Here is a 25,586-nt window from a genome sequence, read left to right on the forward strand (position 1 = left end):
CCCATGTATTCCAAGACCGAAGACCTCGTGCGCGATCTGGCAGAAAATGCCGAAGGCGTCTGTCGTGCCTACCTTCCCGCCGGACGGCGGGAAGGATCCTACTGGATCGTCGGCGATCTGCAGAACAACCCCGGCCGGTCTCTCTTCGTGCGGTTGACGGGCCCTGCGTCGGGACCAGGAGCAGCGGGCAAGTTTACGGATGGGGCCACAGGCGAGCATGGCGATCTCCTGGACATCATCCGCGCCCGGACGGGGATCACGCGCTTCCCCGACCTTCTCGCCGAGGCCCGAGCGCATCTTGGCCGTCCGCAGCCGGTCGTCCCGGATAGGCAAGAGCCGAGGAAGGCCAAGGCGCCAGGTGGCACTCCTGCTGCGGCGGCGCGCTTGTTTGCTGCATCGAACCCGATCACAGGCACGCTTGCTGAGACCTACCTCCGTTCCCGAGGCATCACCCAATTCGGGGCGAACGGCGCCTTACGCTTCCACCCGAAGTGCTGGCATCGGGAAGAGGGGCAGACCCGGAGCATCCCCAGACCGGCGATGATCGCCGCGGTTACCGATGGGGCAGGGGCCGTGCAGGGCGTGCATCGCACCTGGCTGGCGCCTGACGGACAGGGGAAGGCGGCAGTGAATCCAGAGCGTCGGGCTATGGGTCACCTCCTCGGCAATGCTGTCAGGCTCACCCCGCAGGATGACATCCTCGTCGTCGGCGAGGGCATCGAGACCATGCTGTCCCTGTCCGAGGCGGCCCCGAGCCTTCCCGTCTGGGCGGCGCTCTCGTCGGGACACCTCGGGGCGGTCCTGCTGCCGGAGGGGCTCCAGCGCCTCTACATCGCCATCGACCGCGATCCGGCCGGGCAACGTGCGGCAGGGAGGTTGAGCGCCAGAGCCTCCGAGGTCGGGGTGCGTGTGCGGGTGCTGGAACCGCGGCTCGGGGATTTCAACGATGATCTTCGGGCGAACGGCAAGGACGCGCTGCGCCAGCATCTGGCAGGTCAGATCGGGCCAGAGGATCGGCATCGCCTGCCCAGCTGAGCTACATCGCGCAGGGGGGGCTGGGAGTGCGGGGCAGGGGGCTGTATCCCAGTCGTGGCTCTGGATCGTCGTCCTCACCCCATCCCGGGCCTTGCGCATCCACCCGTCAGCCCTGCGCGGCCTTCAAGAGATGGGCAGGCCGTCAATGCGGTTGCCCCTGCAAGGTCGGCAGGGAACCTATTTCCGCCGGCGGCAAAGCCGCCTTTGCATCGCGAGACAAATAGCTTCCCTGCCGACCTCCTCCACGCTGTTCCGGCCCCGGTGAAGCCGGGGTGAAGGGGCAACCGCCCGACGGCTCGGGTCTGCCCATGAAGGCCGCGCGGGATGACGCGCGGACGAGACAGGCCCGGAGGCAAGAAACCGATGACGATCCAGACCCACGACGACGCGTATGAACCCGCCCATAGCGCATCCCAGACCGCCCATGCGCTCGACGAGCTTCAGCTCTATGGCTATCGCCCCTTTGACGAGCCCGATCCGCGCCCAATGCCCGATGGGCAGCGGCTCGCCGTCGCCGTCGCCGACATCTTCGACGCCCTCGTCGCGACCCTGGAAGACACCCGTATGGAACCCGACCTCGAAGAGGTGCTCTGGGGCCAGGTCAACCTCTTCCACCGCGCCACGGCACGGATCGAGCGGTCACTCGATGAGAACGAGCAGGCGCAGCGCCGCCTCCAGCGCGAGCAGGACGGCTCCGAGGTGAAATCCGTCGAACTCGAGCGCCTGACGGCTGAAGGCCTGACACTCGTCGAACGGCGCAACTGCATGGACATGATGCGCGATCACGCCGCCACCGAGTTCGTCCATCACACGGGATCAACCTGGCGACCCCGCACCGGATCGATGGTGAACCGCCAGCACATGACCGCAGCGCTCATCGACAGCCGCGACTTCCTGGCCGCCAAGCGCCGCGCCGAGACCGAGGTAATGCTTCCCGCAGGCCCCAAGGTCGCCCTCACCGGCGGGACCGATTTCAACGATCACCGCCTGATCTGGGGCAAGCTCGACCAGGTCCGGACCAAGTATCCCGACATGGTCCTCCTGCACGGTGGCAGCCCGAAGGGCGCAGAGCTCATCGCCGCCAAATGGGCCGAAGCCCGGGGCGTGACGCAGGTGGCCTTCAAGCCCGACTGGACCAAGCACGCCAAGGCCGCGCCCTTCAAGCGCAACGACGCGATGCTGGATGTGCTCCCGGTCGGGGTCCTTGTCTTCCCCGGAACCGGTATCCAGGAAAACCTCGCCGACAAGGCCAAGAAGCTCGGCATCCCGGTCATGAAGTTCGAGAAGGGGGCGTGAGCCCCCGACTTCAATCCGGGACAGAACATTGTGGAAACGTCGAAGAGCGCTTGATATTGTGGTTTGGAGAGAGGCATCAACAACATGTTCGACACATCGCAGCAAATGGAAGTGTTCCCGACGACGGTCGATCTCAAGCGGATCGACCCGTCTCTCAACATGCGGCGCTTCTATCGAATGAGCGTTCAGCCGGACCTGTTTGGCGGCGCATGCCTCGTGCGGGAATGGGGCCGTATCGGGTTTCGAGGGCAGATGCTAGTCGAACAGCACCCGGACGAGGGTAGAGCGGTCACGGCGCTCATGAAGCTAACGGCGACGAAGAAGCGCCGCGGATACGAGGCGCGGTCAAACGGCTAGATTTGCCATTCAATCGATACCCAGTTTGTGGAAAAACACGCGGTTCCGCATCTCGGCATCCCGCAGGACTTTGTCCCAACTCAAAACCTCCATGTAGAGATTGTTGTTGCCGAACCATTTGAACCATCCCCCGCCGTCCGGCATGGGAGTGAAGTCTTTCTCCATTTTTAGCCATTCTTTGACCTTCTCTGTGATTTCACACATAACGTAGCCATAAAATGGGGTGTTTTCAGCGACTTGAATTGGGCGTCCTTTCGGAGTCTTGAACTTCCCTTTCTTAATGCTGTTCACGTATCGAACGATCTGCTGGACCGGGTCTTCTTTCGACGACGGGTTCGCGAAATCATCGCGCCCAGGCTTTTTGAACTCGAAAACGGTGATCGGATTGCTCGCCTCATTATCGCCCCGGAACAATACCGGCTTGTCGAATACGAGGATGTCAGGACGCTCAGACGTTCCTCCGTCCAAGGGTTTGTCTGAGTGCACAAAAAACGTGAAATTAAGGCGCTCATCTATGATCCAGAGGTTGTGATCATCGTAGGCCGTGGCCGCGGAATCGCCTTTTCGAGGGAAGATGATGTCATGGACGGTGCCTTCGGACGGGTACTTTAGGTCATCCGTGAGCTCAAAGCTTTTTCCGAAGAGAGTGAGCACATGCTTTCGTAGTGCAATATAGTGGATCAGGTCGCTTCGGCTGGTCCTTGATATCTGATCCAGTATCTTGGGCAGGCCATCTTTAAGTCCAGCTGCGTCCGTTTCACTGAGCATCTTATCAACTTGCTGCCTGATGGCGACTTCCTGAGAGAACTTCTCCCTCTGGAATACTGTCTCAATCTGTTCAGGCGTGGGATTGTAGGGCATGGACGACAGGTCGATGTCTTCCGCGATTGTCCGGTGCCAAGGCGCAGAATCTTCGACGTAGCTGCGCACCTGTGTGCGTTTCTTCTCCTGTCTCGCGGTGATTGTATCACCAAGGGCGTCGCGTGCGATGTACGCTGCTGCCTGCTCGATTTCGGCTTGTGAGATAGGATGAAGCAGGTCTTCGCCCTTTGGGAAATCGAAACCACCACGCTCGAGCGATACGTTGGCATCGAGATATGGGCCGAAGACATACGCCTTGACGATGTAGTTGCGATCCCGTTCTTCGCCTTCGGATGACCCCTCTTCAAAAAATTCGTCAACGAATTCTGGCACGAAGCTATGGATTGCCGTGTCTGTGACCTCTCGGCGGTCTGCAACCAAGCTGATCTTGCTCTTCTGATTTCGCGGTGAGTAGAGCTTGAATACTCGAACTTGGAATGTCTGCTCTTTGTCCCCAGATCCCAGAACGATTCTACCATCTTGAAGCGGGATCTCCTTGATCATCGCAGCCAGCTGGTTGCTGACAAAATCGTTAAGGATGATCCGACCTGTTCCGTCTTCCTCGGAAATCCCGATCTCTGGACACTGATAGTCGGCGTCGATGAAGTACGGCAGAAGCCGCTCCACCAGTGTGCGAGCTATCGTCTTGACCTTCTTGTCCGGAAACGCTCGCTTGACCTTGCGCATGGTGACACGCGACCCGATGTCGCCGTAAGGACATTCTTCAATGCTTTCATTGACGATGATGTCGGTTTGCTTGCCCATTTTGAAGGCGCGCTTTTTCCGTCCCTCTTCGTATTGGAAAACACTCTCGATAAGCAAGTCGTCGAAGTATTTCAAACAGGTGAAGCGCCCAAATCCCTTCCCGCCCTGGGCAATCTTGTGGTCGGAGTACAGGGTGTCGAATGAATCCCTGTTCTCGTCATTGAAGCCGATACCGTTGTCGATGACTGTGAAACTCTCAACGGGCGGCTGGCCGCCTTCAAGTTCCTGTTGGTTCGACCGTCTCACGAGGATATCGATGCGGCCTTTCTCGATGGATGCGGCTTCGATGGCCTGGATCGCGTTCACGATGGTTTCGACTAGCGGGGTGTAGACGTTTGTTCCGGATCGGATGTTCTCGACGGCGCGTTTGACGTTGACGTTGCTCATAGCCTGATCTCCGCGTCGGGGTTTCCGGCGGCGAGCGCGTTCATCCAGGCAAGGCAAAGCTCGCGGCTTCGAAACTCACCGAAGGCGTCTTCCTCTTGTCGTTCAACGATTGGGAAGGTCGAGAAGACATAGCGGACATCGTCACGATCGGTGAGGCCGTATAGAATGAAGAACAGCGCGTCGAGCTTGGCGCGCAGCATTGCACGTCTGTTTTCATCCCAAACAAACGGGGGGCGGACTGCCCCTGCGTCATCGATGTAACCCAGATCGCGCGCAAACGGTGCCATGTCGTGGGAGGTGTAGGTCAGCTCCAATACGGTTTCGCACACGATCTGCGACGCGGACTTGCTGCCAAATCGTGTCGATTGAAACTCTGCGGGTGGGATCATCGGAAGCTGTTCCAGAATGTACCAGCTTGCGTGGTTGCTCAGGATCTTGGTCCTGGCAACGAAGTCGACCATGGTGCTGTTGAGCGATGCGGCCAGTATGGCTTGGGCTTCTGCACGTTTTTTTGCGTCTTCGATTTCGATCCGCAAGATTGGAAGGGTGTGTCCGGCACCGAACGGCGGGATGATGCAGGAAATCAGGGACCGGGCATTCGTCGTGGATGTGACATCCTTGATCGCCAACTCAACGCGCAGATCGCCGGGATCGAGTACAAAGTAGCGCGGTGCAATAACATGGTTCGGATCATGCCTTTGCTCGTCTGTGGTTGCGGCTCCCTGACCGCTGCGGTGGAGATTTGCATCAACGGTCGTAATACCGGACGCGCGATGATCGAACGCTTGGACCATCTTGCCTTCATAGAGCGGCACCCACGTTCCCTGCGAGCTGCCCCAGACCCCGCCGCTTTCTGGCCAAGCGCCTTCCTTTTCGTGCAACTCCTTGGCAGTCCGAAACTGGTCCGAAGAGTTGGCCATGTGATAGAGAGTGGCGTACTGGACTGGCCAGGCTTTGACTTCATCGCCCGACGAGCGATCTACGAGCACGGGAAACCTGTCATAGATCTCAGTCGAGATTTCCCGGTCTCGGGTAGCTCGATAAACCGGTGCGGTCTTCGAGTTCGGATTGACGTGTTTGAAGTGATCGACACCCATGCTGAACACTTTGCGGGAGTCCTTCAGTTCGGCAATATCCCGAACAAAAGTGGCAAAGCGGCATTGGTCGAAAGTCTTGTCCCCTCCTGAGAAGACAAGGACGCTGAACTTGAAACGGTAGTAGACGTCTGGGAAGAAGAGGGGTCCGGCGGCCCGCTTGTTGAAGAAGTCGAAATAGCAAGACGCGGCATGACCTTCGATCAGCTGCGAAAAGAACTCCTGCGAGCTGGTTTCAGTGGCGATACCAGATGGGATCAGCAGCCCGACGATGCCGCCAGGGGCGACTATCTTTCGCGCCCTTTCAACAAACAGTGAGTTGAAATTCGTGTCGCCACCAGAAAGTAGAGGGTAATCTCCTCCCCTTCTCGCCATCCGGCTGGTCGTTTCTGCGCGGGCATTCGCTTTTTCGAACTCCGCTGCGAGCGGGTCGCCAGCCTTCTGCAGATCGGCGATCAGATCTTTCCGGTCCGAGGCACGTTGAACCCTTGCTATCTCCGGACGGCGCGCGGCGAACCACTCGACTTGCTGAAGCTTGATCCTGTCCCAAGGCGGGTTGCCGACAATTGCGTCGAACCCACCATTCAGCAGGTCATCTTCCCAATCGGACCAGATACCAGGGAAAGCGACCTGCCAATTGAGGAAGTTTTCTTCGGCAATCAAAGTTCGTGCTTCTTCGAGTATTTCAGCAAACCGTTTGTCGGCGTCACGTTTGATCCGGGGATCGCGTTTACCCATGGCAATGGCCAAAGGATCACCAAACTGACCGTCGAAAAAGACTTTCAACGCGGCTTTTCCTGCCTTGTCTTTGACGCCGATCCATTCCAGCGCGTGGATAAATTTCAATAGAGCGTCGAGGGGCGCGGTCATCTCCTGCACCTCGGCAAACACGTCGGCCGAACGATGCGCCTCGGCGATCTCAGCGTCTGTCAGACCTTCGACAATCTGCATCTTTGAGGCTGCCCGGAGCGCTCGTCTCATGGGCTCGTGCAGAAGGAGCGGTGTGCCGTATGTCGCGGCCTTGTCGATACCGCTCTTGACCCATGATCCAAAAAGGCTGTCCCCGCACCGCAAGTGGTGATCCAGGAAAGACAGTGGTGCACCCACGGTGAAGGTGTGGAGCCACAGAGCTACCTTCGCGAGTTCGACTGCCATCGGGTTCTTATCGACGCCGTAGATGCAGCGCTTTAGGACCATCCGGCGAATGATGTGCCGATCGTCGAGTTGCTCCTCGTCGATCGTCCAGCTCCGTTCGTCAGCGTTAGCAAGGATGGTGTTGCGGATCGTATCGATCCTCTCGCCAAGCGGAGAAATATAGTCCCCCCACTCCTCGGGCGCATCGAGCTCGGCCTCTGCCATGGCTGCAATCACCTGATCGGCCATGAAGTCCACCAGACTTACGAGAAAATGGCCGGAGCCCATAGCCGGGTCACAAATTTTGAGGTCAAGAAGCGCGGTCGCGGGATCGAGGCGCTTAAGCTGCCCGATCTTGCGATGATCTGGCAGATCCCCTTGCCCTAGCTCTTCGATCTTGTCTTTGAACGCACGTTTTCGCTCTTCCACAAGCGGCTCAAGGGTCTCTGTAAGAATGAGCTGCACCAAGTCATCGGGCGTATAATAGCTGCCCGACCCCTTGCGCGCGAAGATGTTGGGCTGAACGGTGATATCTTCGCCGTCGCGCGTCACCTCGTATTCGAGGAGCCGCTCATAGATCGAACCAAGCTGCTGCACCGAGAGGTTGCGGTAGTTGATATATTTGCGCCCCTCCGGCGTCAGCTCAAAGGAAAGTGCGTCGATCACACGCGCCATGACTGCATCGGGGATGCGGATATTGGTTAGGATCGCATGGCGCCCCTGGTCAAACAGACCGCCATTGTAGGGCGGCAAGCCTATCGACGCGTCGCCTTGATCGATCGCCAGGAAAAGGTCGGCCATCGCTCCCCAATAGCGCGCGGCCGTATCCGAGAAGACGTCGTTATTGTCTTTGCGTTCTTTGACATCAAGGCGCACCTTGTTGCGCAGCCCATAATCGTCATAGCGCGTATCCTTGACCGGCAAGAGGTCGCGGTCTTCGGCATAGAGGATGAACAAGAGGCGATAGAGCAAAATCAGTGCGGCTTCGCGCACCTCTTGAAGATCAGCCTCGGGCGCGGCCTTGACGATGGCGCGGACCAGATCGGGGAACACCTCCCCGAAAACCTTGTTTGAGAGGTCTTCGGCAACGCGCTCTTCGTAGAACTTGCCTTCTTCGAGGGCTTTTTCATGGAAGGTGCGCGGATCAGCCCCCGCAGGCTCGAATGCCTCGCGGCAGAACACAAGGTAGAAGACCTTCAGCCAGTGGCGGCGATCGGCCTCATTGAGCGCAAAAAGCCCCTCATTGTGCCCTGGCAAGTCCAGGATCGCGGCGATGTCGAGCTCGAAGAATTGCTCGGATACCGATCGCGCACCCGAGAAATACAGCCGCCACTTCGAGCCGTTGGTCAGAATGCCCCAACGTAGTGCGCCATTGGTGATATCGTCGATGCGGCGCAAGTAGCGGAGCATCTGGGTTGATGGGGCGGTTTCTTCCCCGCGCCGGCCGGAGCGGCGATCAAGGGGGCGTGCCCATCTCTTGGATTCGACCACGGCGCGGCCGAACTCGTATCGCTTCCACTCTTCGGGAAAGCCGTTCGCCTTGGCCTTTGTCTCGGCGCTCTCAAAAAGCAAACCATCGGGCACGTCTTCGCGCCCGCGCGGCGATAGATTTTGTTGGCGAAGGGATTGTGTCCAGCCAAGCGCTTCTAGGATTGGCCAGATCAGATCGTCTTCGGTCTGACTTTCGTTGGGTGTCTGGGAAATCGGGAAGTTTTCAAAGATCGATCGAAGAGATGTTTCGAAACGGTCGAGATCAGCATTCCCGAGGGTGTTCCACTCCGAAACGCCTTGAATGGTTTCGGTCAGAAAGTCAGATGTGAATAGGCTTCCCTGGCTTGCGATCTCACTGCTCAAATCGTAACTTCCTTATTGCTTTTTGTAGATTTAGCAGGTGCCCCAGATCCGTGCACTTGGAAAAATCACAGACGGGCGGCCCGCCAAGGGAAGGGTGTCGTTTGATCGGACGCACTTCTGTCAATGCGATCGCCTCCGCTCATTCAGGTTCAACCAGTACCTCGTATGGCGTCGCTCACCGGTTCGGCTGAGCGCACCTTTCTCGACCAGATCCTGCAGGTCGCGGGTTGCGGTTGCGCGTGAAGTTCCGGTGATCTTGAGATAGTTGTCGGCGCTGAGGCCGCCTTTGAAACCGCCAGGGCCTTCCCGAAACATTCGAGCGATGGCCTTGGCCTGGCGTTCGTTCAACTGGTCCCTGTGACGATCGTAGAAGTGTGCCTTGCTGATGAAGAAGCCGACGCGGTCGAGTGTTGCCTGTTGGGCCTTCAAGACAACTTCTGCGAACCAGACGAGCCAATCGGTCACGTCGAGCGTTTTTTGATGCTGCTCGAGCTGGTCGTAGTAAGCCTTGCGCTCCTTCTCGATGGTGAAGGCGAGCGAGATGAGGGTCGGCTGGCCAATGTTCTGCGCCAGAGACTTTTCAGCGAGGGCGCGACCCAGGCGGCCGTTGCCGTCTTCGAATGGGTGGATGCTCTCGAAATAGAGGTGGCTTAGCCCTGCGCGCGTCAGCGCTGGAAGCGGCTCTGCTCCCCCCGGCCCGGTCTTGTTGAACCAATCCGCGTATCGCTCCATCTCAGGCATGACCCGCTCCGAGGGCGGCGCTTCGAAATGGATCGTCGGCCGGTCAAGGCGGCCGGAAACGATTTGCATCGCCTCGGCATGTTGTCGGTAGGCCCCGATGATTTCCAACCGACGGTCATGGGACAGTAGCATCCGATGCCAGCGGTACAGTGTCTCATGGGTCAGCGGCTCTGCAAAACTGGAATAGACATCGACCATCATTTCCGCGACGCCCTGTTCGCGCGGTTTGGCAGGGTAGCTGTCCGGATCGAGGCCCAGATGGCGGCGCAGCGAAGACTGGACACTGAGCCGATCGAGGATTTCACCCTCGATGGCACTCGTCTGCATCGCTTCCTCGCTGAGCAGTTCGATGCGGAGTTGCTCGCGCTCCGGCTGGCTGACATGATGAACCGCGCCGAGGATTTCTCCGGACGACAGCAGAAACGTCTGCTCAAACGGCTCCAGAGCGGAGGCATCATACCGGAAATCCGGCCAATCGGGCAGCGTCCAGTTCCAAGCCATGAGTTATAGACATCCTTTCTATAACTCATATCTAAATCACTTCTGAGGCATAGAAGTCAACTCTATCGCTCAAAGGACCTGCGGGATGGGATGACCCTCAAACCGACGCGAGACCTTGAGCTAGGCCTTTTCAAGGTGCGTCAGATCTTGCTGACGCGTTCTGGGGGTATTCGGATCGACAGGGTTCTGTTCCGGCGCTTGAATGAATGGTTCATAGCGAACGTTCGCCATGGCGCGGTCGAACCAGGCAGGCTGCACGTCACCATTGTTCCATTGGTAAAGGTAGCCAACCAGATTTTCAGATGTCTTGCAGAGGATGCGCATGATCGGTTCGCCAGTCAGGCGGGGCTTCGTATTCATAATGCGTTCCTCCTAAATGGACCTCGCAACTCGTCACTACTGAGGTCTGAAATTCCTGTTAGCTGGTGTTAGGACTAGGTTTCTGCAACTGCAAGATGAACCGTTCTGGGTGGGCGAAAATCCACCGGCGAAATGCAAGTTATCTTTTCAGATAGGCATCTTACGGTTCATGCGGCGATGCAGCACGAACAGCAATTTCTTCCAAGATTTTGTCGATCTCGCCCCATATGCGTGGTTCCACCTGGCCGCGGATCAGGGCCCATTTACTCAAGACGTCGAGGGGGTCGTGGTCCCGAAGGAGGACACTCAGGCTGGCCGCATCGACTGCCAGAGATGTCCGGGCCTGCCACTGCGTGTTTCGAGTGCGTCGCTCCTCCGCGACTGGGGCGAAGACCGGCGACAGTTGCCAGCCTTTGACTGCACGGCGCAGGGCGGCACGCACCACATGTGCTGGCTCAACACCACAAGTCTGGAGCGCTGCTTCCTGTCGTTCGAGTGCGTTGACCCTGATGTCGATCTTCCGGGTCGGGCTCAAAGCGCGCGCCGATACGGAAGCTCTCCGGCTGGTATGCGGGTCAAAGCTTTCCGCGGTGACTTGGTGCGGCGCCACGGTAACGTCCGGCGCACGCTCTGCCTCGTGCCGATCAGCGTCAACCTCAGCGGATGGGGTGCTCGTCTTTGTTGCTGTGACCTGTGCCTCGTCTTCCTTCCCTGGAACCTTGCGGTCACCCTGTTGCAGGGTGGCGGCGTAGGCTGGGTCGGGCCTGGTGATGGTCGGGATCTTCTTGCGCAATCGACTGTCCTCACGCAGCAAGAATGTTGTTGAGGATGTCCGTCGCCTCCTCGAGCGCCTCGACGACATGACGTACATGTGGACGCATCAGGGGATTCGGATCGGCTTGCTTTTCCAGTGCCAAGGCGTGGAGAAGCCCCTTCTGGTCCATCTCCTTGTAAGTGTTCCGTCGCATCATGACGGTCTCAATCACCGGAAAACGGGTGAGCGCTTCTTCAATCAGGGCGGCGTCAGCACGGGTCGTTTTCGGGTCGACCATGTTCAGGACGACGTGGTGGCGCGGAAGGCTGGAGGGGTCATCAACACGGGATTTCAGTTTCTCAAACCAATCAGCTGTCTGCGCTCCGACATCGAAATCAGACGTTGACAGCATGACGGGCGTCACAATGTGGTCCGCAAGCACCGCGATGCCGTCTGACCATTCGGCACCGACCCCTGCGGTATCGATGAAGATGAAGTCTGCCGTGCCTGCCATGTAGACCTGATCGATCTGATCCTCGACACCCGCCACGCTTTCGACGGTGGCCGAGCAGAGAAGCGGCGAACTCAGCCCACCGGCTTCCGCCCGAGCATGCCAGGCACCGAGTACTCTCGTGCTGTCCGTGTCGATCAACATCACTCTGCGTCCGGCGGCGATCGCGGCGCTGATCAAGGCGCGCGAAAGCGTCGTTTTTCCACTGCCCCCTTTCCGGGCCATCGCTGCGATCACCACAAGATTTTCGTTCGGCATTCTGATCCTCCGCAAAAATAGTGAATCGCAACGATAATGCGAAAATGTCGCTAAACGCATGAGGCGGAGGGGTCAAGCAGAAGTCGGGATGCGACCCGCGTTTGGCATGCAGCGGGCGGCATTGTGCGATGACCGTGCGACGTCTGCCGTGGCGCCTTCAGCATTCGTCGCGGGGCACCACACACCCTCCAAATGTCGGGATGCGCTCGGCGATGTACTGCGGACGGAATGCAGGTGACGGATAGCGCGCTCCAGACAACGGGAGGCAGCCTCGCGTATGGCGTTCTGCAGGTGACGCGAGACGGTCAGCACGCAGCAAAACCCGTCTTGCGGGGTGCAAGAGACGGGGTGCAATGAGCGCGAAGCGCGATCCACTTGACTAAGGACGGGAAATCGCCCCTGCAGGGCGATTTTCTACATTGAGTACAAGCCCTTATGGCCGACTCCACTTGCGTTGGGAGTCGGCGGGCTTGTACGAAGTTGGCAAGAAATAGGAATGTTAACTTCAAAATGCCCCGCCGTCGCAGACTGTCAGAGATCGAACGATCGACCATCGCCCAGGAGCGCCGGAACGGCGTCTCCGCGGCGTCATTGGCCGCGCGCTACGATGTCAGCCTGAAGACGATCTACAACGTGGTGAACCACCGGGATGAGCGTCAGACAGCGAACGGCAGCCGATCGCGGGTTGTGGGGATCCGGGTCTCGGACGACGACCTGCGCCGGTTCGACGCGGCGCTGTCGCGGCGCGGGATTACGCACCGCTCGGATGCCATGCGCCGACTGATGCTGGCGGCCGAAGGTGTCTTCCTGCCCGACGACGAGATGTGTGACGAGTTGCGCAACCTCGGCGCCGCGCTCAACCGGGTCGGCAACAATGTGAACCAGATCGCGCGGCGTCTGAACGAGGCCAAGGTGCGGGGCGAGAGACTGTCCTACCCGGCCTCAAGTCACCGTGACGTCCGCGCCCTTGCAGGTCTGGTCTTCGATCTGGCCGACCAGGTCCAGGAGATGTCGCGTGCGCGGCGCAGCGTGCTGGACCTTGAGATCAGCTCTGCCCTGGCGGGCCTCGCCGAGAGGAATGAGAATGGCGCGGAGTGACCGGGTCCGTGGCATCGACCCGGCGCTATTTGACCGCGGCTGGAGCCGGGTTTCGGGATCCTGGCAGGGGCTTTCCAAGGGCGCGCAGATGGTTCGGGCCGCGCGCGGCTATTCGCCAGCGATCTTCAAGGCTATCTCGAAAGGGGGCTGCCACACCGGGGTGCAGTTACGGGCGCAGCTCACATATCTCACGACGAAGTCGACCCATATCCTCGACAGCCGCGGCACCCATGACGGGAAGAAGCAGCTCTCGGAAGCTGAGATCAACCGCGTGGCGCGGCGGTTCGAGAACCAGTGGAACGAGCGCTACAGCCCCAAGCTTGGCCATACGTCGCATCTGCTGATGGCATTCCCGGTTGGGACCAGGGGTGAAGAGGTGCGCGATATCACCCAGGCGGTCTGCGAGAAGTTCTTTCAAGGTGAGGGGTCGCAATTCGACTATATTGCTGCAATACACCAAGATCGCGCGCATCCACATGCGCATATCGTTCTGAACCGCCGCAGCAAGGATGGCGAAATGTTCTTTCTCGGGAAGGATCATCACTTCAACTACGACGCCTTTCGCGAGGCGATGGTCGAGGCGGCCCAAGTTCATGGGATCCGCCTTGAGGCGACGCGCCGTCTGGATCGCGGCGTCACGACCTATCGCGCCGAGATCGATGAAATCTACAAGGCTCGCGACGAAGGTCGTCCCCCAGTCGAGCGCCAGAGAACCGGTGCTGACCTGGCGGCCGCTCTGGAAACCGTCAGGCACAACGCGTTGATCTACCGCGGGCTCGCGGCGGAGGCGTCACGCTCGAATTTCGAAGACGTGGCCGAAGCGCTCGAGCGGGCCAGCACCATCCTTGCCAGTGGCGGTCAGATTCAATCTGACGGAGCCATCTACATGTCCCAAGACGAAGCAGCGTTCGACACGCTGATCACCGAGTTTTCTCAGAACATTCGCCAGATCGAGGCGGCGATCGACAGGGCGCCGGCGGCCGAGAGGCCGGTGATCGAGCGCAAGCTGACCGATGTTCTCGCCTCGGTCGCGCATTTGAACCCGCTCGGGGATCGCTCCGCCGCCCTGGTCGATGCCCCGTCCCGGGACGGCATCTATGCAAGGCCGAACTTAAGTGAAGATCATCTCGCGCGTCTTGACGATGGCGAGGTGGCACCAAAACTGGCCGAGGCGTTGCAAGGCACAGGCATCGATGCCGAGGCTGTGGCCGCGCGCCTGCGGGAGGGGGCAGGCAATGCCGCATTGGAACGCCAGTGGCTGGCACAGGATCTTCAGGCGATTGCCAAAGCAAGCGACCTCGATCTGGAGAAATCTGCGGACCGGGAAGAAGCGCTCGACCGGCTGGAAGCCACGCATGTTCGGTTGGGCGATGTTCTGACCGATGTACGCGTCCTGCGTGCGCCAACCGACGTCGACGAGGTGGATGACGCTGAGGAAGTGCTCGGTGAGCGGTTGGCGGCACCAGGGGGTGATCTCGTGAAGGACGGGCCCGACATTTTTGCCCCATCGGAGCGGCAGGCGTTCAGGGCGCTGGTGGCGCAGTTCCGCCGGACGGATTTCGATCATCCGTTCTCCGACGACCCGTCTGTAAGGCGGGCCGGCGCCGTGGAGGTTGAAGAGGCCCGCGTCGCGTTCGGCGCCTATGCGCAGAGATCTCCGCAGCATGCCGAATTGGCCTCGATGGCTTGGGAACAGATGACTGACAGTCGAATGCCGCCGCAATATGCGGTATCGGAGCAGGACCGCACGCTGCATGCTGGCGACATGGACCTCGCCTTGCGGGATCCTTCGGATCATTTCGGTCCGATTACCGAAGAGCTCCGCACCCTCGCCCGCTATCGCACGGAGATGCCGGATGACGAGTTCGGGCAGGCCGTCCAGGACGAAATCAACCACCTTCGTTCGCTCGGCGCGTCGCGTGCCTATATCAGCGAGCGCAGTTTCGAGATCGAGGACCAGGCGCGACAAGACTACGCCGAGCGCCGGTATCTGGAAGAGACAGCGCCAACCGTCATGGCCTTTGTGCGAAACGCAGACGTCGAGGGCCCGCTCTCCGAGGCAGAGCGACATGACATCGTCCGGCAGGTCAACGAACGGCTAAGCCCCGACGCAATCGACGCGCTGCGGGCCGGAAACGCAGAAGTCCTCGATAAGTTCACTGAGGATCCGCTCCGCCAGCTGGAACTCGCTAGAACCTATCTCCAGAGCAGCGAGGTCACTGCGCATGGCCCGGCCATGGAGCGCGTTCTCGATGCATTGGCGGAAGAACAGATAGAGGCGCAGCGCGCACGCCACGCCGCGGCACATGGTGAGAAGGGGATCACCCATGGATAAAGGCAAGATTGCCCTAGGAGTGTTGAGCCTCGTGCTGGTCGGTCTCGCCATGGGCTATGTCGTGGCGACCGGCTTTGTCATGTTCCGCTATGGGCTTTCTCCCACGCGTTTCGACGTCACCCTGCTTGCCCGCGAATATCGGGGTCTGTCTCAGTCCGCACCAAAAGACTTCCTCTGGGTGAACCTCATACTTGGCGGCTTCGGTCTGGCATCGCTGATGCTGAGCGTCACGCTTCTGGGGGATGCATTGACCCGCTTCGGGACGACGCATTGGCAGACTCGCAGCGAGATGAAGAGGAACGGTTTCTTTGCCAAGCCCGGCGGCGGCTTCCTTCTGGGCAAGCTCGGCTCCCCGAAATCCAAGCGCCCGTTCCTAGTCTCAAAAACCTTCCCCCACGCGCTGATCGTGGCGCCCACGGGCCGGGGCAAGGGCGTGGGGTTCGTGATCCCGAACCTGCTGACCTACAAGGGCTCCGCCGTGGTGCTCGACGTGAAAGGCGAGAACTTCCGCGAGACCTCGCGCTTCCGCGCCAGCATGGGGGACAAGGTTTTCCGCTTCGCGCCGACCGACTGGGACCGACCAACACATCGCTATAATCCGCTGGCGCGCATTGCTGCCATGACCAACCCCGACCGGCAGCAGATGGAGCTTAAACTCACCGCGAAGCTCTTCCTGCAGACCGACAACGAAAAGCTGAGCGGCCTTCTCGCAGGCGGTATCGACTTGTTCGTGGCGGCCGGTCTTCTGGCTTTCGAGCGCGGCGTGCCGACCATCGGCGAGATCTACCGCATCACCGCCTCGGGGGGCGACAAGCAGAAGGAATATCTGAAGCGTTCGCAGGAGGTGAAGAACACCTCGGCCAAACTGATCTTCGAGCGTATGGCCTCGACCAACAACGACACCCTCACCTCCTACCTCTCGCTTCTCATGACATCGGGTCTCGACACCTGGGACAACCGCGCGATCGACGCGGCCACCGCGACCTCTGACTTTTCCTTCCGGGATATCCGCCGCCGCCCACATGCGATCTATCTTGCGGTCGAATCCGAGATGATCCGCCCGCTTGCCCCGCTGATCCGCCTCTTCTTCTCGGACCTGATCGCCTCGCTGCAAGCACAGGAACCCGGCGATGACGAGCCCTGGCCGGTGATGATCATGCTCGACGAGTTTGACCGGCTCGGGAAAATGCCAATCGTCGCCGAAAGCATAAAGACGCTGCGCTCCTTCGGCGGCAACCTCGCCATCGTGACCCAGACGATCCCGGCGCTGGACGAGATCTATGGTGAAAACACCCGCAGGTCGCTGCAGGGCGGCGCCGGGGTAAAGCTCTACCTCACCCCATCCGAGCAGAAGACCATCGAGGAATTGAGCCAGGCTGTCGGCAAGACCACCAAGCGTGTGGTGACCCGCTCCCGTGCTGTTGGACGCAATCCATTCGAAGGGCGCAGCGTCTCGGAGAGGACAGAAGATACCCCGCTCCTGACCGAGGATGAGGCCCGACGCATGGACCTCGACGAGGTCATTCTCGTGATCGACGCGCAGATGCCCATCCGCGGGAGAAGGGTGAAGTATTTTGAGGATCCGGCATTGCAGATTCTGCACGCCGGTCAATCGGGAAGCTTCCCATATCCAGACGAGGACAAACTGAGGCGGGATCGGCAGATGTCCGAGACCCGCGAGACGGTGGCTAGGCTGAAGCAAGAACTGCAGGAGGTGCGGGCGGCTGCGGGACCGCGGGACGTCGGCCCGAATGCGCCCAACGTATCGAAAACCGACCCTGTCAGCGCAGCGAAGGCCCGCGGCCGCGCGGCTCGTGTCGCTGCAAGCGGCGGTGGCCAGGGCCAGCTGTCGCTTGATGTTGAGGGCCTAGGTATCACGAACACAGACCGGACAACGCTTGCTTCGGCAGTTCAGACAACGAGAGCTATCATCGCGGAGCACGGATGAGTTTCGCAGGAGTTGACGTTCATTCTCCTCGCGGCGAATGTAACTGAAGAGCCCTTTGCGGACGACAGCTGCACATGCGGTCTTGACCGCGTTCCGGCCATTGGTAGCAGAAGGCACGTATGGCCGTCATGCCAGACACGGGATGCGGTCTGGCGTGACGGGTTGCGCGCATCGTCGACAACTGCGATCGGGAAGGGGGCCGCATGGGAAGTTCGAAGCGGTGGTTTAGAAGGGCGCTGTTGGTCCTGCAGGAATGGTGGGACGGCGCCTATTCCGGTGATGCGTCCCGGGCTCAATACATGAGGTCTAAGGCATGAGTTACTCCGCGATCCTATTGCTCGCCTTCGTCATCGGCATGGGGCACGCGCTTGAGACCGATCACTTGACCGCCGTATCCAACATGCTGGCTCAGAAGGGCAGCCGCCGAGCGCTGATTGCCCGTGGGGCATTCTGGGGGCTGGGACATACACTCGCGTTATTCGGTTTCTGCGCTGCTGTAGTGCTGCTGGGCCTTACAATTTCGGGCCAAATGCAAGCAGGACTTGAATTTGCGGTTGGCGTGATGATCGTGGCGCTCGGCACGCAGACACTTTGGCGGTTGCACCGAGACCGCGTACACATCCACATGCACGAACATGACGGCTCCCAGCACATGCACGCCCATTCGCACAAGGGAGAGACGCTGCCTCACGGCGAGGTGTGGCACAACCACAGCCACCACAGGACCAACGCCAAGGCCCTTGGTATCGGGCTGGTTCACGGCGCCGCAGGCTCAGGAGCGCTCTTGGTGCTAGCAATCAGCGCGACACAGAACATTAGCCAAGCTTTGGCGTATTTCGCCGTGTTTGGACTGGGTTCGATGGCCGGAATGGCGGCGTTGTCCACGGTGGTCAGCTTTCCGTTGCTGCTAGCTCAGCGCGGGGCGAATTGGCTTCGAATTGGGACCTCTGGAGCAATCGGGATAGCAGCGCTATGGATCGGCGCAACCATCATCGTTGAGAACGGAACAGCGCTTAATATCTTCGGAGGCTGAAAGCGTACTCGTCAACGCCTCACGGCCTGCACGCTTGATTCGGTCGAACAGCAGAAGGTGCGGAAAGTCCCGCATTGTGTGAGTTCATGCACAGTGCGGCGAAAGGCTGCTTTCTCCTTTCTACTCTCGCAAACGTTTTGCCCGTTCCGCCATTCTGACCACCTGCGCGCTTGTCGTTGCCGCGGCGCTCCGCACAGCGGCAGGCGTCTGCACCGCGCCTCGTCCGATTACTTCGCTTGTCGTGAGCGCACCGATCCGCGCCCGGCCCTTCACGCCGTCGGTATTGAAGATCCCCCGCATGATCCCGGTCGATCCAGCGACCACAGCGGGCGCTGCGGCTACCATCAGGTTCCCAGAGATCCCCCGCACAATCAGGGGCGTTGCAGCGACGAAGCCCTTGGCTAGGAACACCATGACGAAGAACGGCACGAGCGATCCGATGTTGGTTGCCGAGTTTGGATCACCGAGCTGCGCGAGAAGCGAATTCGCCATGCCGACGACGGTCGAAAACATTGCTGCGATGACGATGGGGTAGAAGGCATAGCTGACCGTCGTCGAGACCCACCTATGGAAGAAATCCTTGGTCGCGTCGAAGAGCGACAGAGCGATCATGATCGGAGCAAGGCCGAGCATGAGGGTCAGCATCATCTTGGCGAATATGAGGACGATGCCGGTCATGAAGCCAAGGAGGCTCAAAAGAATAAGCCCGATGCCGCCTAGGATCGCGCCCGTCATCCAGTTCAAATTGCTGCCGATGGCATTCAGGTACTGGCTGAATTTTTCGATCAGGATGTCGAATTCGCCGGCAAAGTGTGTGGCTCCGGCTCCTCCGCCGCCAACCGAAGACACTAGTGCGCCAGCGACGTAGTCCAAGCCTCCAATGACGGCGTTCGCTACTGCATTGAAGTTTGCCCAGTTGAAGGCGAAGAGCCCTATCAGCATCAGCTTGATCAGGTACCAGAAGAAGCTGGCCCCATCCATGCTGCGGAACTGGAATGCCATGTTGATGCAGACGCCGATTAGCGAAAGCGTGACCATCAGCAGGACGATCGTGCCGGTATTGCTTGCCACGGCCCCGAACTGGGACTCAGCCGCATCGACAAGGAACGCGTCTGCCGTTCCGACCATCCAGCTGACGACGCCCATTACCAGTTGCCTTGAGCTTCGCAGATTGTACGCACGCTCGGCTCGAGTTGCTTCCTTACTTCAATCCAGTCGCGGCGAAACGCTGAATGCTCGGCTTGGCTAAGGCCTGCATACCTTTCATGATACTCGCCATCGGAGCTACCCCAAGCGGGAAAGCGGGTTTCACAGCCGCAGTCGCCAGATTCAGCGATCTCCTCCCAGGCCCGAATTTCGTACAATTCCATCAAAGCTGCTGCCTTGTAGGCTTCCCGCGGATTGATTTCGTCCATCCAGGTCGGGCGCGCCGGACGATCGTTGCAGATCCGGTATTGTTGAGGCGACATATCGACCGTGAGATCGTTTGAGATCGGAGGCGAAGTCTGTGCCACAAGTGGGCCCGCAAGGGCGGCAAGCATGACTGCGAGGATTGGTTTTCGCATCTGGGGGGTTCCTTTTTTACTCAGCGGCAACGGAGGGGCTCTTGTTGCCTCTGCCGTCGACCGTGTCGAGGTTCAAATCAGTGGTTTGGCCCGGGAGAAAGAACTCGGTGATTCCGCGCGCGCCTTCATGGCGGCCTGCCTGAATGATCACGTCGATTGAGCCCTCGATATAATCGAGCATGTCGGCATAGGTCATCGGCACATCGGTTTTCAGGGCGGCGATGGCGAGGCGGCGAACAGCAAGTTGTGGGGTCTCGGCATGCAGCGTGGTCAGCGATCCACCGTGGCCGGTGTTGATTGCCTCGAGAAACGTCATCGCCTCGCGACCGCGGACTTCGCCTAGGACAATCCGGTCGGGTCGCATGCGAAGCGTTGAGGCCAAGAGCACATCGGCACTGCGGGCATCCGTGTCCCGGTCCGCGATCAACGTCACGGCATTGGGCTGCTCGGGGCGCAGCTCGGCCGCCTCCTCGATGGTGATGATCCGCTCTTCGGGCGGGATCAGCGAAAGGATCTTGCGCGCCGCCACCGTCTTGCCGGTAGATGTACCGCCCGAGACGATCATGTTGAGCTTGTTCTCGACGCAAAACCGCAGCGCAGCGTCGATGTCGCCGGACCTCACCACATCACGAAGCGCGGCGTTCCGTTCCCGGCGCAGACCCTCAAGGCTGCGTTCCTTGCCGAAAAGGAATCCGAGTTTGACCTTCTCAAGCGGCAGGGAGGAGAAGAACCTAAGAGAAATCGAGAAACCGCCCTCGACTGCCGGCGGCTGGATCACCTGCGCGCGGATCGGGCGATCACGATATAGGATCGAGACCGAGACGATAGGCTTCTTGGTGCTGAGCGTGGTCGAGGCGGCGGAGGCGATCTGGTTGCCGAGGTCCTTGATCTCGGTCTGGCTCAGCGGGCTGCCGAGACCTCGCATGAAGTGGTCGCCCTGGAATTCGCCCCAGACTTGTCCGTCGGGATTGATACAGATCTCGATCGTGTCGTCGCGCAGGACCTCGGGGCCGAAACGGTCGAGCGACGCTTCCAGATAACTTGCAGCCATGTCAGAAAATCTCGAGGTCACGATCAACCATGACCGTGATCCGTGTACCCTGGTCGACATGTATCACTGGCCGGATCGCCAGATAGTCCTGCATCACGCTTTGCGTGCTATCGCGCAGGTCGGTGCCGACATCACTCGCAACATCGGCCGCCGCCTCGCTGTCGATTTGACCCGCTGCAGCCGCAGGCAGAGCGCCGATCAAGGAGATCAGCGCGGCGGAGCCGAAGCGTTGCGCGAAACGGGTGTCGACAAACCCGGTGGTGCCAGTACGGCCGAGTTCGTCTCCACCGAAGGCGCTGATCTGCACAGTCTGATTGTCGGGCAAGATGATCCGGTCCCATGCCACCATGACGCGCGATTGGGCGAGTGCGACATCGGAGCGGTAGCGCCCGATCAGCCGCGCGCCGCGCGGGATCAGGATACGGGTTCCATCGAACGAATGGACGTCTTCCGAGACGATGGCGCGGATCGCGCCGGGCAGTGTGCTGTCGAGAGCCGTCTCTGTGACAGCCTGAATCATGGTGCCCTGAACAACCGTGTTCGATGGGTTCGCGATCACTTCGGCACGTGTCACCTGCGCAGGTTGTGCGCCCGAACGAACAAAGGCTTCATCTGCATTCAAACGTGCGGCTTCCAGCGTGTTCTCCCTATCCGCACCCGCGCCCATCCCGGAGAATGCGATCATAGGAGACGCGATACGCTCTGCGCGGGCCTCAGCTTCAGCAGCGCGCCGCCTTTCGAGTTCGGCCAGCCGCAATTCTTCTTCACTTGGTCCCAATGAGGTCGGCTCTGGTGGTGCAAGCCGTGCAAGTTCCAAGTCCATGCGGAGCTGATCCAATTCGCGGTCCCGCTCGGTCAGCTGCCGCTCGAGGGCACGCTGAGCCTCGGCGGATGCTTCCTGTAAGGTGGCAATTTGCGCCGTCAGGTCCGCAATAGCCTGCTCCGCCCCGCTATCCGCGGCCTCGGCCGGTCTTGCGCGCAGGTCCTCGAGTTCCGCTCTCAATGTCGCAAGACTTTCCATCAGCGCGAGTTCAGACTCGCTCGGACCTGTGTCCGCAGGCGGGGCTTGGCTGGGCTCCGGGGTAGAAATCGGCGCCAGATCTCCGAATCCGGGGCCGCTGCTCTGGAACTCCTCCGGCGCGGCGGTCGCCATTGGTGCTTCTGCCGACGGCTGTAGGGCAGCCCACGCCAGACCACCTGCTGCGGCGATGCCGACGACTCCAAGGATCGCGGCAAGCGGTGCAGGCCGCTTGTTTGCCTTCGCTTTGCCTGTCGAACCTTCGAGAGCCGCGAGGCGCGCGGCGAGGTCTTCCGTACCTTCGGTCATGATGTGGCCTGTCCTGCGTCCTGGACGCAAATCACCTCTTCGCCAAGGCGAAGGACCCATTGCCGGTTGACGCCGGACACGCGGATGACGCCGTCACTCAAGGCTTGGCTGTTCACCGCGCGTTCCCTGCCGTTCGAATATCGGAAGATGGCGGGCACCGGCGCGTTCCGTGCAAACCGGAAATACGTGAAGGTACCATCATCCCAGATGGCCGTCGGCGTGAACTCTTCTCGGGCGCTGACCGCATAGTTCGCGTTCGGCGCATCGGCCGCAACCGCCCTGGTGGGTTGCACGCGGTTTTCAGGATAGCGGAACTGCACGACATAATGCGGCGTCTCCCGGGCTTCGACGACATGGAAGTAGTAGGAGCGGCGGTTGGTGTAGACGGTGATGTTGGTGGCGACGCCAGATGCTGTCGGCTTGATGGCGAAGGCACGGCCACCCGGGACACCGTCGAATTGAAACCCGACCGTATCGCCGGCGATGATCGAGCGGATGGTTTCACCCTCACCGAATTCGACTGTGGTGACGCGGGTCAGAGTCGTGACGACACGGTAAACCTGGCCTTCAGTCCAGGTCGCGACGCGCACGCGATTGTCATGAGAACCTGGACGGGGCGTAGTTTCGGCCAAAGCAGTCGTTCCCGCGAACGCGAGAATACTGGCGGCCAGCAGCGCAGAGATTGGAGTGCGAGTCATTCGGAACGGTCCGATCGGATGGCATATTGGGTAACGGTGAAACCGAAAGGGTTTTGCCAAACATCGTCGATCGCTCGGGTCCGCTCGGGCCGGAATTCGAACATCAACGTGGCAGTGAACGATCCATCCTGTACCCCCTGAGGGCTGGTCAGGCGCTTTCTGAGCCGCACCTGGGCGCGGTTATCGCCAATAAGGGTGATCGATGCGATCTCAACGGCCATCTCGGCCGCAGCCCCGTAACGCGTCGGCGGATAGCTGTCCTGCCCCGATGTCCACATCGCGCGCATGCTGGCCTCGGCCGATCCGGAAGACTGTGCCAGGACACGGCGGACACGAAGATCGTTGTCGAGCTGGTTGTAGGTTTCGCGGTCGAAAATGTAGCGGTAGATTTGCGCTTCGATCACGGCAGGCCGTTCGGCGAGCGACACGGTTTCAACCGTGGCATTGGGGAGCGCCATCCCGGTCGCGGGATCGTAGGGCACAACCACGGGAGGCGGCGTCTCGACCATCAGCGCGACAGCCGCAGCCGTCAAACAGCCGAATACGCCAAAGCCTGCCCCGGAAATGCCGATCATCCGCCAAAGCTGTTCCCGGCGCAGGGCACCGTAGACAAGTTCCTCTTCCACGAGCTCGCGCGCAGTCATCACCCCTGCCCCACTCATGGCTCAAGATCCGGCAAGGTGAAGTCCATGTAGCGGCGTTCTTCGGCAACCGTGGCGGCGTCGACCACGCCTGCATTGCCTGCGCCTAGGGTTTGGATCGCTTCCAGCTCCCACATCCGGGTCATGGCGATGGCGAGTTCCGCCGTGACGCGTGTGTTATGATCCATCGAGGCTTTGAGATCCTCCATGTCGGGGATCATCTCGACCAGACGTTCCACCCGTTCGAGAGACTGTTCCGCCTCTGCGTGGCTGTTCTGCGCCGCCGCCGACATCACAGCACCTGTGGTGGCCCGCGTGGCCACGCCTTCGGCGCCCGGATTGCCGCTGGTGGCGATCTCGCGGAGTGAATCCTCGTCGAACCCGGCGCTTGCCAGCGCCTGTTCCATCTGCGTGCGCATGGGCCCGGCATTGGGCCCGATGAGCGCGCTCCAATCGCCCGCCTGGATGCCTCGGATCAGGCCGGGGATGTCTTCGAAGTTGGCCTCAAGCAAGGTATCGAGGTCCCCGCCCATGGCAAGTCCGAGGATGCTGCGCGGCCCGGTGAGCGAGGCATACATCTCGTTCAGCTGATCGAGTTGGCTTTGCAGCATGTCCAGTTGCTCCAACGCATTGTCCAGAAGATCGGTCTGGATCCCGAAATCCTGCAGCATCTGCTGAAGCTGGCGGATTTCCTGGGCAATGTTCTGAGTGTCCACCGTGGGCACACCCTGTGCCGCGACAGGTCCGGTAACATTGAGGGCAAGCGCGAGAGCGATGCTACCGGCGAAAAGGGAACGGGGCAGGCGCAGGTTCAACGCAAATCCTCCTGACTAAAATCCATGTATTGCCGCTCGGCAGCTTGCGCTGCCGCCAAGGCGATCTGCTCGGCGCTGAGTGGCTCGGTTCGGGCGGCCTTGATCCGGGTCCGGATTGCGACCAGCCGGGCCAGTTCGGCCCGGGCATAGGTGTTGAGCGCGATGGCCTCGTGGAGATCCTCGGTCTCACCAATGCGGGTGATGATGTCCTGAACCCGCAGGGCGGCGGCACGGACCGAGACCAGCGAATAGTCGCCATAGACCCCTGCGCCGTGGGCCGAGAGGCTGAAACTCGCGTTGGCGAGGAGCACAGGATCGATGGTGCCGAGCGCATCGATGCCGCCCACGGCCGCGAGGTAGCTGTTGTACTGCTGCGGGATCACCACGACATAGTGCTGGGTTTCCGCGAAAGGCGGCACACCGCCATAATCCTGCACATTGCCAGGACCGGCGTTATAGGCGGCGAGCGCATGGATAATGTTGCCATCGAACATGTTCAGCATTTGTGCGAGGTATCGCGCACCGCCGGTGACCTGCAGATAGGGATCGTCGTAATAGGCCGGGTAGATCCCGAGATCGCCCGCGGTACCGGGCATGATCTGGGTAAGTCCGAAGGCCCCTACGGGTGAGCGTGCCCCGATCTGGAAGCGGCTCTCCTGCCAAATCAGCGCCTGCAAGAGACAGCGCCATTGCACGAGCGAAAGACCTGCGCGGCCGACCCCGGACAGACTATGGGTGTCGCGTGCTGCGCGGATGATCAGCTCCTCGATCCCCTCCCTGGCATCGCCGAACATCCGCGCTGCCGCTGGATTGGTGTCCTCGGGCGCATAAAGACTGGCGGCCGCGCTTTCGACGTCGTCTACCGCCCCCTGCCCCGCCTCGAGCCCCGCCACGGTTCCGGCCACGTCTCCAGCGCCAAGCGACATGGCATCCATCAGCCCTTCGAGGGAGGCGAGTTGCTGGCGCTCGATTTCGGCCAGTTCCTCCTCGCGGCTTAGCCGGACCTGCTGCAGTGCCAGGTCCCGATCGGTCTGCTCAAGGATGGCCTGCCGCTCTGCGAAGAGGCGCAGATCGAAGGTCGGCACGCCTTGGGCGACCGCTGGCCCTGCCGTGGGACCTGCCAGTGCAAAGCCGATCATCGAGAGAGGTAGCCAGGTCCGCATTGGC

Annotated in this window: 21 protein-coding genes; 7 read left to right on the forward strand and 14 right to left on the reverse strand. The window is 60.4% G+C overall.

Going from position 1 to position 25,586, the window contains the following annotated elements:
• Window positions 1-3 precede the first annotated feature (3 nt).
• The 3 genes from P73_RS23605 to P73_RS23615 all read left to right on the forward strand — a co-directional run bounded on the left by P73_RS23605 (window position 4) and on the right by P73_RS23615 (window position 2,688).
• Complete coding sequence (locus P73_RS23605) at window positions 4-1,035, forward strand: DUF7146 domain-containing protein (protein ID WP_043872318.1); 1,032 nt, start codon at window positions 4-6, stop codon at window positions 1,033-1,035.
• 363 nt (window positions 1,036-1,398) lie between these two features.
• Window positions 1,399-2,331: a DUF2493 domain-containing protein gene (locus P73_RS23610; protein ID WP_043872319.1), complete on the forward strand. Its 933-nt coding sequence runs from the start codon at window positions 1,399-1,401 to the stop codon at window positions 2,329-2,331.
• An 84-nt stretch (window positions 2,332-2,415) separates the two neighbouring features.
• Entirely contained in the window at window positions 2,416-2,688 is a 273-nt protein-coding gene (locus P73_RS23615; protein WP_043872320.1) for a WGR domain-containing protein, read from the forward strand.
• Window positions 2,689-2,697: 9 nt separating this feature from the next.
• Here P73_RS23615 and P73_RS23620 read toward each other — a convergent pair whose 3' ends face one another.
• From P73_RS23620 to P73_RS23645, 6 genes are all read right to left on the reverse strand, one after another.
• Window positions 2,698-4,701, reverse strand: a complete 2,004-nt coding sequence (locus P73_RS23620) for an ATP-binding protein (protein WP_043872321.1) — start codon at window positions 4,699-4,701, stop codon at window positions 2,698-2,700.
• Entirely contained in the window at window positions 4,698-8,783 is a 4,086-nt protein-coding gene (locus P73_RS23625; RefSeq protein WP_043872322.1) for an Eco57I restriction-modification methylase domain-containing protein, read from the reverse strand. Before P73_RS23625 ends, P73_RS23620 begins: the two co-directional genes overlap by 4 nt.
• Before the next feature lie 120 nt (window positions 8,784-8,903).
• On the reverse strand, window positions 8,904-10,025 hold the full coding sequence (locus tag P73_RS23630; protein ID WP_043872323.1) for a Fic family protein: 1,122 nt from the start codon (window positions 10,023-10,025) through the stop codon (window positions 8,904-8,906).
• 120 nt (window positions 10,026-10,145) lie between these two features.
• Entirely contained in the window at window positions 10,146-10,385 is a 240-nt protein-coding gene (locus P73_RS23635; protein WP_043872324.1) for a hypothetical protein, read from the reverse strand.
• Between the two features lie 160 nt (window positions 10,386-10,545).
• Complete coding sequence (locus P73_RS23640; protein WP_043872325.1) at window positions 10,546-11,178, reverse strand: hypothetical protein; 633 nt, start codon at window positions 11,176-11,178, stop codon at window positions 10,546-10,548.
• A gap of 10 nt (window positions 11,179-11,188) precedes the next feature.
• Window positions 11,189-11,908, reverse strand: coding sequence for a ParA family protein (locus P73_RS23645; RefSeq protein ID WP_043872326.1), 720 nt, complete (start codon window positions 11,906-11,908; stop codon window positions 11,189-11,191).
• A 510-nt stretch (window positions 11,909-12,418) separates the two neighbouring features.
• Between P73_RS23645 and mobC the strand changes: the two genes are divergently transcribed.
• From mobC to P73_RS23665, 4 genes are all read left to right on the forward strand, one after another.
• Entirely contained in the window at window positions 12,419-13,006 is a 588-nt protein-coding gene (mobC, locus tag P73_RS23650; protein ID WP_043872327.1) for a plasmid mobilization relaxosome protein MobC, read from the forward strand.
• Window positions 12,993-15,341 (forward strand): relaxase/mobilization nuclease domain-containing protein, encoded by a 2,349-nt coding sequence (locus tag P73_RS23655; protein ID WP_043872328.1) that lies wholly within the window; start codon window positions 12,993-12,995, stop codon window positions 15,339-15,341. Before mobC ends, P73_RS23655 begins: the two co-directional genes overlap by 14 nt.
• A complete protein-coding gene (locus P73_RS23660) occupies window positions 15,334-17,289 on the forward strand; it encodes a type IV secretory system conjugative DNA transfer family protein (RefSeq protein ID WP_009574171.1) in 1,956 nt (651 codons plus the stop codon). Before P73_RS23655 ends, P73_RS23660 begins: the two co-directional genes overlap by 8 nt.
• A gap of 313 nt (window positions 17,290-17,602) precedes the next feature.
• The gene (locus P73_RS23665; RefSeq protein WP_009574170.1) at window positions 17,603-18,322 is read left to right on the forward strand and encodes a HoxN/HupN/NixA family nickel/cobalt transporter; all 720 of its coding nucleotides are present in this window, start codon (window positions 17,603-17,605) and stop codon (window positions 18,320-18,322) included.
• Window positions 18,323-18,442: 120 nt separating this feature from the next.
• On the opposite strand, the gene P73_RS23670 is transcribed toward P73_RS23665, so the two are convergent.
• From P73_RS23670 to P73_RS23705, 8 genes are read right to left on the reverse strand one after another with little or no spacing between them, the layout of a single operon-like run.
• Window positions 18,443-19,468, reverse strand: coding sequence for a TrbL/VirB6 family protein (locus tag P73_RS23670; protein ID WP_009574169.1), 1,026 nt, complete (start codon window positions 19,466-19,468; stop codon window positions 18,443-18,445).
• Entirely contained in the window at window positions 19,468-19,887 is a 420-nt protein-coding gene (locus P73_RS23675) for a hypothetical protein (protein ID WP_009574168.1), read from the reverse strand. Before P73_RS23675 ends, P73_RS23670 begins: the two co-directional genes overlap by 1 nt.
• A 16-nt stretch (window positions 19,888-19,903) precedes the next feature.
• Window positions 19,904-20,938 (reverse strand): ATPase, T2SS/T4P/T4SS family, encoded by a 1,035-nt coding sequence (locus P73_RS23680; protein WP_043872329.1) that lies wholly within the window; start codon window positions 20,936-20,938, stop codon window positions 19,904-19,906.
• 1 nt (window position 20,939) lies between these two features.
• The gene (locus tag P73_RS23685) at window positions 20,940-22,265 is read right to left on the reverse strand and encodes a TraB/TrbI/VirB10 family type IV secretion system protein (RefSeq protein WP_043872330.1); all 1,326 of its coding nucleotides are present in this window, start codon (window positions 22,263-22,265) and stop codon (window positions 20,940-20,942) included.
• Window positions 22,262-22,963 carry a TrbG/VirB9 family P-type conjugative transfer protein gene (locus P73_RS23690; RefSeq protein ID WP_009574160.1) on the reverse strand — a complete coding sequence of 234 codons (702 nt, stop codon included), beginning with the start codon at window positions 22,961-22,963 and terminating at the stop codon, window positions 22,262-22,264. Before P73_RS23690 ends, P73_RS23685 begins: the two co-directional genes overlap by 4 nt.
• On the reverse strand, window positions 22,960-23,607 hold the full coding sequence (locus P73_RS23695; RefSeq protein WP_043872331.1) for a VirB8 family type IV secretion system protein: 648 nt from the start codon (window positions 23,605-23,607) through the stop codon (window positions 22,960-22,962). Before P73_RS23695 ends, P73_RS23690 begins: the two co-directional genes overlap by 4 nt.
• 14 nt (window positions 23,608-23,621) lie before the next feature.
• Window positions 23,622-24,419 (reverse strand): type IV secretion system protein, encoded by a 798-nt coding sequence (locus P73_RS23700; RefSeq protein ID WP_028095516.1) that lies wholly within the window; start codon window positions 24,417-24,419, stop codon window positions 23,622-23,624.
• Window positions 24,416-25,582, reverse strand: coding sequence for a lytic transglycosylase domain-containing protein (locus P73_RS23705; RefSeq protein ID WP_043872332.1), 1,167 nt, complete (start codon window positions 25,580-25,582; stop codon window positions 24,416-24,418). Before P73_RS23705 ends, P73_RS23700 begins: the two co-directional genes overlap by 4 nt.
• Window positions 25,583-25,586 lie beyond the last annotated feature (4 nt).

The organism is Celeribacter indicus (assembly GCF_000819565.1).
GTDB classification, from domain to species: domain Bacteria; phylum Pseudomonadota; class Alphaproteobacteria; order Rhodobacterales; family Rhodobacteraceae; genus Celeribacter; species Celeribacter indicus.